Source organism: Erwinia sp. MYb375, assembly GCF_037479175.1.
GTDB lineage: Bacteria > Pseudomonadota > Gammaproteobacteria > Enterobacterales > Enterobacteriaceae > Erwinia > Erwinia rhapontici.
On record NZ_JBBGZS010000014.1, the window covers coordinates 441,606 to 454,741 of the forward strand.

General features: G+C 56.5%; 14 protein-coding genes and 1 tRNA gene. 9 read left to right on the forward strand and 6 right to left on the reverse strand.

The window, feature by feature from the left end:
• Positions 1–58 precede the first annotated feature (58 nt).
• A complete protein-coding gene (locus WH279_RS08600; protein ID WP_339455840.1) occupies positions 59–802 on the forward strand; it encodes an SDR family oxidoreductase in 744 nt (247 codons plus the stop codon).
• A 97-nt stretch (positions 803–899) separates the two neighbouring features.
• On the opposite strand, the gene rnhA is transcribed toward WH279_RS08600, so the two are convergent.
• Positions 900–1,367, reverse strand: coding sequence for a ribonuclease HI (gene rnhA / locus WH279_RS08605; RefSeq protein ID WP_133846189.1), 468 nt, complete (start codon positions 1,365–1,367; stop codon positions 900–902).
• Between the two features lie 52 nt (positions 1,368–1,419).
• On the opposite strand from rnhA, the gene dnaQ reads away from it, so the two are divergent.
• From dnaQ to WH279_RS08620, 3 genes are all read left to right on the forward strand, one after another.
• Positions 1,420–2,172 carry a DNA polymerase III subunit epsilon gene (gene dnaQ / locus WH279_RS08610; RefSeq protein WP_339455842.1) on the forward strand — a complete coding sequence of 251 codons (753 nt, stop codon included), beginning with the start codon at positions 1,420–1,422 and terminating at the stop codon, positions 2,170–2,172.
• Between the two features lie 131 nt (positions 2,173–2,303).
• A tRNA-Asp gene (locus tag WH279_RS08615) sits at positions 2,304–2,380 on the forward strand.
• A 239-nt stretch (positions 2,381–2,619) separates the two neighbouring features.
• Positions 2,620–3,174: a hypothetical protein gene (locus WH279_RS08620; RefSeq protein WP_339455844.1), complete on the forward strand. Its 555-nt coding sequence runs from the start codon at positions 2,620–2,622 to the stop codon at positions 3,172–3,174.
• 66 nt (positions 3,175–3,240) lie between these two features.
• On the opposite strand, the gene WH279_RS08625 is transcribed toward WH279_RS08620, so the two are convergent.
• Positions 3,241–4,737 carry an NCS1 family nucleobase:cation symporter-1 gene (locus tag WH279_RS08625; protein ID WP_200641279.1) on the reverse strand — a complete coding sequence of 499 codons (1,497 nt, stop codon included), beginning with the start codon at positions 4,735–4,737 and terminating at the stop codon, positions 3,241–3,243.
• 146 nt (positions 4,738–4,883) lie between these two features.
• Here WH279_RS08625 and WH279_RS08630 point away from each other — a divergent pair, with 146 nt between their 5' ends.
• From WH279_RS08630 to puuE, 3 genes are read left to right on the forward strand one after another with little or no spacing between them, the layout of a single operon-like run.
• On the forward strand, positions 4,884–5,597 hold the full coding sequence (locus tag WH279_RS08630) for a GntR family transcriptional regulator (protein ID WP_339455846.1): 714 nt from the start codon (positions 4,884–4,886) through the stop codon (positions 5,595–5,597).
• Positions 5,598–5,599: 2 nt separating this feature from the next.
• Entirely contained in the window at positions 5,600–6,340 is a 741-nt protein-coding gene (hpxA, locus tag WH279_RS08635; RefSeq protein ID WP_133846198.1) for an allantoin racemase, read from the forward strand.
• 44 nt (positions 6,341–6,384) lie between these two features.
• A complete protein-coding gene (gene puuE, locus WH279_RS08640) occupies positions 6,385–7,344 on the forward strand; it encodes an allantoinase PuuE (RefSeq protein WP_339455848.1) in 960 nt (319 codons plus the stop codon).
• Between the two features lie 78 nt (positions 7,345–7,422).
• Here puuE and hpxZ read toward each other — a convergent pair whose 3' ends face one another.
• Genes hpxZ through WH279_RS08660 form a run of 4 tightly spaced genes read right to left on the reverse strand, consistent with a single transcriptional unit; the run spans position 7,423 to position 11,001 of the window.
• On the reverse strand, positions 7,423–7,806 hold the full coding sequence (hpxZ, locus tag WH279_RS08645) for an oxalurate catabolism protein HpxZ (protein WP_133846200.1): 384 nt from the start codon (positions 7,804–7,806) through the stop codon (positions 7,423–7,425).
• 2 nt (positions 7,807–7,808) lie between these two features.
• Positions 7,809–9,206: an AtzE family amidohydrolase gene (locus tag WH279_RS08650; RefSeq protein ID WP_339455851.1), complete on the reverse strand. Its 1,398-nt coding sequence runs from the start codon at positions 9,204–9,206 to the stop codon at positions 7,809–7,811.
• A complete protein-coding gene (gene hpxX, locus WH279_RS08655) occupies positions 9,203–9,397 on the reverse strand; it encodes an oxalurate catabolism protein HpxX (protein WP_339455853.1) in 195 nt (64 codons plus the stop codon). The genes WH279_RS08650 and hpxX overlap by 4 nt, the downstream gene beginning before the upstream one ends.
• A 17-nt stretch (positions 9,398–9,414) precedes the next feature.
• Positions 9,415–11,001 carry a gamma-glutamyltransferase family protein gene (locus tag WH279_RS08660; protein WP_339455855.1) on the reverse strand — a complete coding sequence of 529 codons (1,587 nt, stop codon included), beginning with the start codon at positions 10,999–11,001 and terminating at the stop codon, positions 9,415–9,417.
• Positions 11,002–11,217: 216 nt separating this feature from the next.
• Between WH279_RS08660 and hpxU the strand changes: the two genes are divergently transcribed.
• Entirely contained in the window at positions 11,218–12,057 is an 840-nt protein-coding gene (gene hpxU / locus WH279_RS08665) for a MurR/RpiR family transcriptional regulator HpxU (protein ID WP_339455857.1), read from the forward strand.
• A 285-nt stretch (positions 12,058–12,342) separates the two neighbouring features.
• The gene (locus tag WH279_RS08670) at positions 12,343–13,125 is read left to right on the forward strand and encodes a transporter substrate-binding domain-containing protein (protein WP_339455859.1); all 783 of its coding nucleotides are present in this window, start codon (positions 12,343–12,345) and stop codon (positions 13,123–13,125) included.
• Positions 13,126–13,136 lie beyond the last annotated feature (11 nt).

Consider the following 13,136-nt stretch of genomic DNA (forward strand, 5'->3'; position numbering starts at 1 on the left):
GATAATCTGTAAGGGTTGACCTTCGTTTCGGTCAACCCTTTTTTATGGGATAAACAGCATGAAAATCGCATTAGTGACAGGCGGCAGTCGCGGCATTGGCCGGGCTACCGCCATTCTGTTGGCACAAATGGGCTGGCGGGTCGCCGTCAACTACGCCCGGCGTACCGATGCTGCGCTTGAAGTCGTGGATCTGATTGAGCAGCAGGGGGGCAGTGCTTTTGCCCTTCAGGCGGATATTGCTGATGAAGCGCAGGTGATGGCGATGTTTGCTGACATCGACCGCCAGCCGGGGCAACTGACGGCGCTGGTTAATAATGCCGGTATTCTGTTTCAGCAGGCCACGCTGGAACAGCTCACGGCAGAGCGCATTAACCGGGTCTTTGCCACCAATGTCACGGGCAGTTTTCTTTGCTGTCGGGAAGCGGTTAAGCGTATGGGCCACCATCACGGCGGGAGCGGCGGGGCGATTGTCAATGTTTCCTCGGCGGCCGCCAGAACGGGGGCGCCGGGTGAATATGTTGATTACGCTGCATCAAAAGGGGCGATGGATACGCTGACTAAAGGGTTATCGCTGGAAGTGGCGGCGCAGGGTATCAGAGTGAACGGCGTGCGTCCGGGTTTTATTTACACCGACATGCATGCGGACGGGGGGGAACCGCAGCGGGTCGATCGGCTGGCACCCGGCATTCCGATGCAGCGCGGTGGCCAGCCGGAAGAGATCGCGCGCGCGATTGCCTGGTTGCTCAGTGATGAGGCGTCATATATTACCGGAACATATATTGATGCGGCGGGCGGCCGCTGAGATAACGTGGTCGGATGATGGCAATAAACGATAACGCCTAAGGCCTATCTTATCGGGTAGAGGGACTGGCTGAAAAAGGTCAGCCCCTCCCTCTCTCTTAAAGCTCGGAAATATAGCCGACATCGTCGGACGTGGGATTCCCGGCCGCCGCGCGTGCCAGCTCATCGCAACGTTCATTCTCAACGTGGCCCGCATGACCTTTAACCCACTTCCAGGTGATCTCATGGTGGCTGAGGGCCGCATCCAGGCGCTTCCACAGGTCGACATTCTTAACCGGCTTTTTATCGGTGGTTTTCCAGCCGCGTTTTTTCCAGTTATGTATCCAGGTGGTAATTCCCTGACGAACATACTGACTGTCGGTACTCAGCACCACCGCACAAGGCTGTGTCAGCGCTTCCAGTGCCACAATCGCCGCCATCATTTCCATGCGGTTGTTGGTGGTCAGGTGGAAACCTGCGCTGTACGTTTTCTCATGCTTGCCATAGCGCATAATCGCGCCATATCCCCCGGGGCCAGGGTTGCCAAGGCACGAACCGTCGGTGAAAATTTCTACCTGCTTAAGCATCTCTGGTAGACTCCCTGTAGAAAAACGCCAAGTCTGCCATAAAACGGGTCCTATGAGCACAGTAAATACCACACGTCAGATCGTTCTCGATACCGAAACCACCGGTATGAACATGATCGGTGTCCATTATGAAGGGCATCGCATTATTGAAATTGGTGCCGTAGAGGTGATTAACCGTCGTCTGACGGGCAATAACTTCCATGTGTATCTCAAGCCCGATCGGCTGGTGGACCCGGAAGCCTTTGGCGTACACGGTATTGCAGACGAATTCCTGCTGGATAAACCCACCTTCGCTCAGGTGGCAGATGACTTCCTGGCGTATATTGATGGCGCAGAGCTGGTGATCCATAACGCGTCGTTCGATATCGGCTTTATGGACTATGAGTTTGCCAAACTGCAGCGTGGCATTGCCAAAACCGAAACTTTCTGTCAGATCACCGACAGCCTGGCGATGGCGCGTAAGATGTTCCCCGGCAAGCGTAACAGCCTTGATGCGCTGTGCTCACGCTATGAGATAGACAACAGCAAACGTACGCTGCACGGCGCACTGCTTGACTCCGAAATACTGGCCGAAGTCTTCCTGATCATGACCGGCGGGCAGACCTCGCTGACCTTCTCAATGGAAGGGGATCGTGAAGAACAGGATGATGGCGAAACCATTCACCGCATTACCCGGCCCTCCTCGGGTCTGCGCGTGGTGCGTGCCAGCGAGCAAGAGCGGATCGCACATGAGTCGCGCCTTGATCTGGTGCAGAAAAAAGGCGGCAGCTGTTTATGGCGCCCGATCGATGCCAGTGATGTATAAGTGATTAAAAAGCAGGCGAAAACGCACTTTCGGTGAAAAAGAGAGCAGTTGAGATAATTCCACAGAAAAAGCGTTGACGCAGCGCAGGCCGCCCCGTAATATGCGCCTCGTTCCCGACGGGGAACATCGGTGGAGCGGTAGTTCAGTTGGTTAGAATACCTGCCTGTCACGCAGGGGGTCGCGGGTTCGAGCCCCGTCCGTTCCGCCAAGCATTTAGAGAAAGGCCGATTCGAAAGAATCGGCCTTTTTCGTTTTACGACGATGATGCCCTTCCTGAATATCTCACCCATCCTGTCTGCTTATCCTTTCGATCGTTATCGTGCTGCCGCGCGGTGAATCACCTTATATCGTAAAATATCTATAGATAATGACCGGGAGTCGATGTATCACTTTCCATCCCTCTGATATAAGAAAAAAGATGAAGATTAAACCGTTCAAGGAGGAGCGATGATAAAGCCGATATTTCTCTTCACCGTACTACTGATCGTTACACTGATATCCGGATTACAAGCAGCCCCCGTTTATGCCGATAAACCTACTGCTGAAGCATCGGATCTCATGAAGCAATATGTCATGTCATCGGTGGCGGAGCGTGCTGAGGTTCTGCACAGACTGGAAGTGCTCTCTACCAAACACCCTGATAATGTTAACGTAAGACGGATGTATGCCAACCTGCTAGTCTCTGACAGAAAATATGATAGTGCCATCTCACAATATGAAATGCTGAATAAAAAAAATCCGCGCCCGGTGCTCTTACTACCGGAATGTATGTTGAAAGAAAGGGTGGGTAAGAAAGAAAAAGGGTGTTACCAGTCTGTCATTGCGATCGCTGAAGAGAAAAACATCCTGGATAGTGATTATCTTACCGCGCTGTATTTTGCGGACGATCAACGTTTCTTGGCAGAGAAAGAGAAACTTATTAACGCTGATAAAATGACAAAGGCTGAACTTGCTGTTTTTTCATTAAGCCGTGATCGCATTCTTTATACCCTGTATCCGTAACTGCGGGCAGGCTTACGGTACAACAAGAAAGCACAGGGGCCAGAAAATCTCTGGCCCCTGGTCATATCACTCTTTCTGCATCGCGACTTTCGCGTTATAGCCTTGTGTCGCGGCATTCTCCACATCGCCACGGGCGATCCAGCGATAGCTGCCAGCGCCCAGCGCCACCCCGATAAACCAGCTAAAGTTGGCCACCGCATGCAGCGAAGGAATAAAGCTGATCACCAGGCCAATGGCTACCGATGGCAGCAGCGCCACAATCGCTTTTGGGTTAAAACCACCGCGATACCAGTATTTACCTTTTGGCGTGGCATCAAACAGATCATCAACGGAGATCTGGCTGCGTTTGATCAGATAGAAATCGGCCAGCAGGATGCCGAACAGTGGCCCGATAAACGCGCCCAGCACATCCAGCGTATAGTGGATCAGCTCCGGTGACTGGAACAGATTCCACGGCGTCAGCAGCACGGAACCGACCGCTGCGATCATCCCGCCGGTGCGGAAGCTGATCTTCTGTGGCGAACAGTTGGAGAAATCGAAAGCCGGAGAAACAAAGTTGGCCACGATGTTGATGCCGATGGTGGCGGTAATCATCGTCAGCAGACCAATCGCCACAGCCAGATCGTTACCGACCATACTCACTGTCTCAATCGGGTCGGTTATCATTCGGCCAAACAGCGACTGCGTACCCGAAACAATCACCACGGTGACCAGCGAGAACAGCAGAAAGTTAAACGGCAGGCCCCAGCGGTTACCCCGGCGGATTTCACCCATACTTTTACCGTAGCGAGAGAAATCACCGAAGTTCAGCAGCGGGCCAGAGAAGTACGACACCACCAGCGCGGTAGCCGTCAGCATCTGCCATGCCTGCTCGCCGCCCGTCAGCGTCTTGCTTGCCAGGGTGAAGGAGATACCGTCAAACCCGGTTTTGTATACAATCCATCCTGCCAGCGCCACCATCACCACGTACACCGCCGGGCCAGCCACATCAATGAAACGCTTAATTGCGCTCATTCCGTGCCAGAACACCATCGCCTGCAACAGCCACATAATACCGAAGCAGATCCAGCCGAGCTGCGATAGTCCCAGCCAGGAGGCGTGCGTCAGTGACGACAGCGCAGGCCAGAACTTCAGCGAGACCAGCATCAGTGCATTCGCTGCAAGGTACGTCTGAATGCCGTACCAGGCAAAGGCGATTAACCCGCGGATCACCGCCGGGATATTGGCACCAAATACGCCGAATGCCTGACGACAGATCACCGCATAGGGTACGCCCGCCATCTGGCTGGGTTTCGCCACCAGGTTGGCACAGACCTGCACAATACAGATGCCGACCAGCAGACACAGCAGCACCTGCCAGCTGGCGAGGCCCAGCGTGAAGAAGCTCGCGGCTACCACATAGCCACCCATGCTGTGTACATCGGACATCCAGAAAGAAAAGATATTGTACCAACTCCAGTTCTGGTCACGCGTTGGCGCCAGATCCTCATTGCACAGCCGTGGGCTGTAGTTGGCGGTGGCGTCTGACGCCGCTGCCGGGGAAGAACCATGATTATTTGGCATGAAACCTGCTCCTGTGAATACAGTTATCAATAAACCGGGTTACAGGAGACATTGCAGGATCCAGGCCAGAATGTAATTTCATGTATACAAAAGTCAGTTTTCATGTGTACGATTCTTGACGGAAATGATGTTTACCGGAGTAGGGAATGAAGAGTGAAACCGGGCTGAAAACGGCCTCCGACCTGAGTGACAAGGATGAGCCTATCTATCAGGCGCTGATGACGGCAATCGTGGAACATCAGTTACCACCGGGGAGTAAATTACCGGAGGAGGCACTCTCCGAGGTGTTCGGCGTCAGCCGTACCGGCATTCGAAAAGTGCTACAACGCCTCGCCGCAGTGCAAATGATCACGCTGACGCCCAAACGTGGTGCGCAGGTCGCTACGCCAACCGTTGAGGAGGCGCAGGATATCTTCCGTACTCGCAGCCTGATTGAGTGCGCGAACCTGTCAGAGGTATTAATGCACTGCCAGGCCCCTCATCTTGCTGCCCTGGAGAAACTCAATCTCCAGGAGCAGCAGGCCCACGAAAATCACGATGGTGCAGCGGCGATCCGCCTCTCAGCGGCATTCCATATTCAGTTACAGGCGATTTCGGGCAACCAGGTGCTGACCGAAATCGTGACGCGGCTGACCCAGCGCTCCTCGCTGGTGGTTGCGGCATATGGTGCGCCCTGGCAGCAGGGCTGCCGCTGTGACGATCACGATCGGCTGGTGGTGCTGTTGCGGGAAAAATCACTGACCCAGTTGACTGACGCACTACGGCAACATTTCGATCATATCGTCGGCAGTCTGCGCTTTGAACGCAGCGGCGAAACGCTGCCGGACTTTTCCCGGCTGTTTGCGTCAAAAGGAGCATGATGATGAGTAGCAAACAGGTCATTCAGGTGATCAACCCCAACACCAGCCTGGCAATGACGGAAACCATCGGTGCAGCGGCACGCGCGGTGGCGGCAGGGAATACCGAGATCCTGGCGGTGTGCCCGACGCAGGGCGTGCCGTCGATTGAAGGGCATTTTGATGAGGCCATCGCCGCCATTGGCGTGCTGGAGCAGATCAAAATCGGCCGTGAGCAGGGCGTCTGTGGCCATGTGATTGCCTGTTTCGGCGACCCGGGATTACTGGCCGCACGCGAGATGGCGCAGGGACCGGTAGTCGGGATTGCCGAAGCCGCGATGCATATGGCGACCCTGGTGGCCACACGATTTTCCATCGTCACCACGCTGCCGCGTACCCTGATTATTGCCCGCCATCTGCTTCAGCAATATGGCTTTGAGCATCACTGTGCAGCCCTGCACGCCATCGACCTGCCGGTGCTGGCACTGGAAGATGGCAGCGGGCTGGCGCAGGAGAAAGTGCGCCAGCGTTGTATACAATCCATCCGCGAAGATGGCTGCGGTGCCATCGTGCTCGGCTGCGGTGGTATGGCCGATCTGGCGCAATCGCTGACACGTGAACTGGGCGTACCGGTGATCGATGGCGTGACGGCTGCCGTGAAAATGGTGGAGTCGCTGGTAGCATTAGGTCTGAACACCAGTAAGCACGGCGATCTTGACTACCCGATACGAAAAAACCTGTCGGGCCAGTTTGAGCGCCTAAACTGAACAGTCGGGTCCCATTTCTTTTTGCGACGTTAAGGACTGAGACGATGAGCAACACACCGGAAAAAAAAGAGTACAGCTTCAACAAAAACTATCCCCGTGACCTGCGCGGCTATGCGGGCAAGCCGCCCCATGCGGCCTGGCCGGGTAACGCGAAGATCGCGGTGCAGTTTGTCCTCAACTACGAAGAGGGCGCCGAAAATAATGTTCTGCATGGTGATACAGGCTCCGAGCAGTTCCTCTCCGATATCATTGGGGCGGCCAGCTATCCTGAGCGCCATATGTCGATGGACTCACTGTATGAATATGGCTCACGCGCCGGATTCTGGCGCATCCATAACGAATTTCAAAAACGTGGCCTGCCGCTGACGGTCTTTGGCGTGGCCATGGCGCTGGCACGGCACCCGGAGATCGTCGAGGCGATCAAAGCCGCTGATTACGATGTCGTCAGTCATGGCTGGCGCTGGATCCACTATCAGGGCATGGATGCAAAAACAGAACGCCAGCATATGCAGCTGGCGCTGGATACCCTGACCGACCTGTTTGGCAAGACGCCAACGGGCTGGTATACCGGTCGCGACAGCCCCAACACCCGGCGTCTGGTCGTGGAGCAGGGCGGCCTGACCTATGACAGCGACTATTATGGCGACGATCTGCCGTTCTGGACGCAGGTCACCTGTCAGGATGGCACGGTGAAACCGCATCTGATCATCCCTTATACGCTTGAAACTAACGATATGCGTTTTGCCACGCCGCAGGGGTTTAACACCGCGGAGCAGTTTTACACCTACCTGAAAGACAGCTTTGATGTGTTGTACGAAGAAGGGGACAGCGCACCGAAAATGCTGTCGATTGGTATGCACTGCCGTCTGCTCGGTCGCCCCGGCCGCTTCCGCGCCTTACAGCGCTTCCTTGACCATATCCAGCAGCATGAAGGGGTGTGGATCTGTACCCGCCAGCAAATCGCTGACCATTGGGTGAAAACCCACCCGGCACCGAAAGCGTAATGCTGACAGCGAGGCTTGCCTCGCTGCCCTGAGCCCGTCCTGTATTATCGCAGAGACCATCAGGTCTCTGCGTACCTGTCAGCTCATCAAACTGACTTGTGCCGCCACGATGCGCCAGCCGCAGGGTAGCCTGACCCAGGTCTGCTGCTGACGACCGATTTTGTCGCTGCCCTCGCGGGTGAACTCTGTGCTGCACACCGCAAAATCATCACCGTAGCTGGTGATCACCGTATTCTGTAACTGACGGAATAACCCGGCTGAAGGACGTGCAGCCCGAAATTCGCGAATCGCATCAATACCGTACAAGTTCTCTCCCGCACCCAGGCGCACTGTGCGTTCGTCATGCCAGAAAAGTTCATCAAGCACCGCAATGTCATTACTGATCAACGCCTCTTCGTAACGATAAAACGCGGCGGTAACTTCGGCGAGGATCGCCGGGCGGTCAATATGTTCACTTTTCATGATCAATGCTCCCTATCCGCAGGGGCCGCGTGCGTAATGCCCATCTGCTCCAGCGCGCTGGCGGCACGCAGGCAGGCGGCTTCATTAAACGGGGCGGCAATCAGTTGCAGACCGATAGGTAATCCGCTGCGGGTGCGTAATGGCACCGTGGTCACCGGCAGGCCGAGGAACGAAATGGGCTGGGTTAACATGCCCATGCTGGCGCGGATCGGCAGGTCATTGCCGTTAATGTGCATGGTCTCCTGGCCAATCAATGTGGCGCTGGTGGGGGTAGCCGGTGCAATCAACACATCCACATGATCGAACAGCGGCAGCACCTGCTGCTGGAAGTAGCGGCGGAAGCGCTGGGCCTGAATGTACCAGGCGGCGGGGATCATCGCCCCGGCCAGCAGGCGCTCACGCGACAACGGTTCAAAGCGATCAGGTGCACGGCGTAGCGCGGGCAGATAATGATTCCCGCCCTCAGATGCGCTGATAATAAACGCCGACGTACGCGCCAGTTCGGCCTCCGGCAGCACGACCTCTTCGCTGGCATTCAGTGCGCTGGCAGCCACCGCCACCGCAGCGCGGGCGTCGTCATCGCACCATTGCTGAAAGTAACCGCCCAGCACGCCAAAGCGTAACCCTTCACTGCCGCATTCCAGCAGGGGGCTGACTGCCTGCATAGCCTTCTCCGCCTGGAAGCTATCGGCAGGATCGCTCCCCTGTAACACATCGTAGACGTGGGTGAGATCGCTGACGCGGCGGGCAAATGGACCAATATGGTCAAGGCTGGCGACAAACGGATGACTGCCGCTGCGCGACAGGCGACCGTAGGTCGGCTTAAGACCAAAAATGCCGCACAGTGAGGCCGGAACGCGGATCGAGCCGTTGGTATCCGAACCGAGGGAGAAATGGACCAGCCCGGCGGCCACGGCGGCAGCCGACCCCCCCGACGATCCCCCGGCAATCCGCGCCAGATCGTGTGGATTACGCGTGGCACCATAATGGCTGTTTTCGGTGGTGAAACCGTAGGCATACGCATCCATGTTCAGCATCCCGGACAGCAGTCCGCCGGCGGCGGCCAGCTTCTGCACGGCCCAGGCATCCTGACGTGCCACCGGACGATCGCTGAATAAACTGGCCCCGGCCAGCGTCGCGTGTCCGGCCACATCAAACAGATTTTTGACTGCGTAAGGCACCGCTGCCAGTGGGGGGAGCGGCAGGTTGCCCTGTTTCAGGCGATCAACCCGGTCCGCCTCCTGCAACATGCGCTCCTGCGTGATTTGGGTCCAGGCATTCAGCTCAGGGTTATGCTGCGAGATCGCCGACAGCGTATGCAGGGCGATCTCGCGTGCACTCAACTCACCTTTAGCCAGCAATTGGGTCAGTTCGGCAATCGACAGTGCGGCCAGATTCATGCTTTATACACTCCAGCCACTTCCAGGCGATCGTCCAGCGGGAAGGCCATCAGCGGCGCGGCCATGCTGGCAATGCGGTTGAACTGGGTCAGCAGCTCGGCGCGGCGTGCGTCGTCGAGTTCCAGTGCCAGCACCTGCTCCATCTGTGTGACATAGGCTGCCCAGTCGGGCGCCGTTTGCTTGATACTCATCTCAGTTTCCCTCTTTTTCAAAACCCGGCCGCGCTGCCGTTGCTACGCGGATCGAATGCCCCTTCGAGCATCCCGTTGTTGTGACGCACAATCGCGCCCGCATGGCCCACGGCTTCGCTGAAATCAGGCAACAGCTCAACTTCATGGCCCAGCGCCCGCAGCGTGGCAATGGTTTCTGGCGGGAAGCGGCCTTCCAGCTTGAGTGAATCGGAGGCCTGGCCCCAGGTGCGCCCCAGCAGCCAGCGTGGCGCACTCACCGCCTGCTGCAATCCCATGCCCTGTACCACATGGCGGGTAAAAATGGCCGCCTGAGTCTGTGGCTGGCCATCGCCGCCCATCGATCCGTATACCATCGTCCTGCCATCGTTCAACCGTGCTGCCGCTGGGTTCAGCGTGTGGAATGGCTGTTTACCCGGCATCAGCGCCAGCAGGTGATCGGGATCGAGGCTGAAAGCCGCGCCGCGATTTTGCCAGGTAATGCCGGTGCCGGGGATCACCACACCGCTACCAAATTCGTGATAAATGCTCTGAATAAAGGAGACGGCCAGCCCGCTGCTGTCCATCACGCCCATCCACACGGTGTCGCCCGGCCCTTTACCCGTTCCCCACGGCGCCGCCTGATTGACGTCGATCTGCGCCGCCATCTGTTGCAGACGATCGCTGTCGAGCAGCGTTTGCATCTGTTCACGCATATGTTGCGGGTCGGTGATGTAACGGTCGCGCAGGCCAAAGGCCAGCTTGGTGGCTTCCACAATGCGGTGAATGGTTTGTGCCTCATCGGCATCGGCCATATTCAGATGGTCGGTGATCCCCAGGATCGCCAGTGATACCAGGCCCTGCGTGGGCGGTGTCATATTAAAGACATCACCGTACTGGTGGCGGATACGCAGCGGCGTCCGGCGTTTCGCCTGCTGACGGTTCAGATCTTCCAGCGTGACTGGCATTCCCAGGCGTGACATCTCACTGGCGAGCTGGCGTGCAAACGGGCCGCGATAGAAGCTGTCCAGCCCGGCTTCGGCCAGATGAATGAGGGTGTTTGCCAGATCGGGCTGGGTAAAACGGCTGCCACACGACGGCACTTCGCCATCGGGTAAGAAGGTGGCGGCAAATCCCGGTTGATTCACCAGTTCGGCTTGTTTACTGGCGGTGGCGGCCGCCTGGGAGGCGGTGACCGGAATGCCATCGGCGGCATAGCGGATCGCATCCGCCAACAGGCGCGGCAACGGCAGTTGCTGGCCGCCCAGTTCACGCGAGATGTCCAGCGCTTCTGACCAGCCGCTGACCGTACCCGCCACCGTCAGGGCCGATTTCGGGCCGCGATGGGGAATGCTGCTGCTGCCCTGATAGAAGTCGATCGTCGCCAGCGAGCCTGCCGCACCGCTGGCATCGATCGCCACCGGGTCGCCCTTTGGTGGCACAATCAGCCAGAAACCATCGCCTCCCAGACCATTCATATGAGGATAGGCAACGGCAACCGTCGCAGCAGCAGCCACCATCGCCTCAATGGCATTCCCCCCTTCACGTAAAATACCCAGTGCGCTTTCACTGGCCAGATGGTGCGGCGTCACCGCCATGCCCAGCGGGGCCATATTACTTTGATTCATTCCATTCCCGTCGTTCAGATAACTGATAGGTTGACTAAAGCAATAGCCGTTCCAGTTTGTCGAGCGGCAGAATGTTAACAATTGAATATCTGTCGTATGGCTCCGGTTTTTGATTCAAAACCGGCTGATTTTCAGCCCGCAACGGTGCGCGCTACAGACAGGCACGTTATTTGTATATCATTCTGAGGATGAAACAAACGTTACAGGGTTAATCACATGATGCAGCTTGATGAACGCCTGCGCAGTCACTACGCGCAGCTTTCGCCGCAGGAACAACGTATCGCTGATTTTGCCTTCGATCATTTCGATGACCTGATCAGCTACAACAGTGCCGATCTGGCACGTCTCAGCGGGGTGTCCAAGGCCACGGTAAGCCGTTTGTTTAAGCGCCTGGGCTATGAAAAATATAAAGATATGCGCGACGAACTGCGCACCCTGCGCCAGAGTGGGATGCCGCTCACTGACCACCGTGATGCGGTGCAGGGGAATACGCTGCTGGCCCGTCACTATAAGCAGGAGATGGCCAACCTCACCCAGTGGGTGAACGGGATTGATGCGGCGCACTTTGGCGAGGTCGTTCAGGCACTGGCAAACAGTAAACGTATTTTTATCATTGGGATGCGTAATGCATACCCGGTGGCACTGCACCTGCGCCAGCAGTTATTGCAGGCCAGAGCACAGGTGCAGATGCTGCCACAGCCGGGGCAGACGCTTTCTGAAGAGCTGGTGGATCTGACCCCGGAGGATATGGTGGTGGTGATGGCGTTCCGGCGCCGCCCACGCATTATCCGCCCGTTGTTACAGCAGCTACAGCACAACGGCATTCCTGTGCTGGCACTGTGTGAACCCCAGGCGCAGGCGGTGATTGCCCTGGCGCGCTGGCAGCTGTGCGCGCCGCTGGACAGTGTCTCTGCCTTCGACAGCTATGCAGCGGCTAACAGCCTGATCAACCTGCTGGCCAACGCATTACTGCACGAATTACTCAGTGACGGTCGTCAGCGTATTCATCAGATTGCTGACCTCTACACCCAGCTGGATGAACTGGAACAGCGCTAATGGGGCGCTATTCTGGTGCATTGCATGGTTTTGGGGCGCCGCAGGGCGCCCTTTTTCGGACCCTTTTTCCCGCCAGTGTTTCCCTCTTTTGCCCGGTTTTTCTGTGCTGAAAATCAGTTTTCTGGGCTGTAATAACGCTTAATGTTTGGATTTAACACACTTTTTGTTTTCTGCGCTTTTACCGTCAAGTAAAAAATGTGAAGCAGATAACGCGCTGGCACATTAGTTGCAATTAAATTCTTTAAGAATCTTTCGTTTCATGATGTATTAACCGGGGAAGTGAAGATGAAAAAAGGGTTATTCGCATTACTGGCAGGTGCCGTGCTGTTTTCTCAGGCCATCACGGCGCATGCCGATCAGTTACAGGACATTGAAAAACGCGGCGTTATCCGCATCGCGGTCCCTCAGGACTTCCCGCCGTTTGGTTCCGTCGGTACCGATTTACAGCCGCAGGGCTATGACATCGATATGGCGAAGTACCTGGCGAAACAGATGAAACTTAAGTTGCAGCTGGTGCCCGTGACCAGCGCCAACCGCGTCCCTTATCTGCAAACCGATAAAGTGGATCTGGTGATCTCCAGCCTGGGGAAAAACCCGGAACGTGAGAAAGTGATCGACTTCAGCCGTGCCTACGCGCCGTTCTTCCTCGGTGTGTTTGGCCCGAAAGACGGCACGCTGAAAGATGCGGCAGCACTGAGCGGCAAATCGATCGGCGTCACCCGTGGGGCAGTGGAAGATATGGTGCTGACCAGCATCGCGCCGAAAGAGGCACAGGTGAAACGTTATGAAGATAACAACACCACGCTGTCGGCTTATCTGTCGGGTCAGGTGGAATATGTGGCCACCGGCAACCTGGTGGTAGCAGCCATTGCTCGCCAGAACGCGGATAAAGCGCCCGTGGCGAAATTTATGCTGAAGGATTCACCGTGCTTTATCGGCATGAAGAAGAATGAACCGGCACTGAAGGCCAAAGTCGATGCGCTGATTGAGCAGGCGATTCAGGACAAAACCCTGAACGGTCTCTCAGAGCAGTGGCTGAAAGCACCGCTGCCAGCCGATCTGGGCTAGTTGGGGCTGAC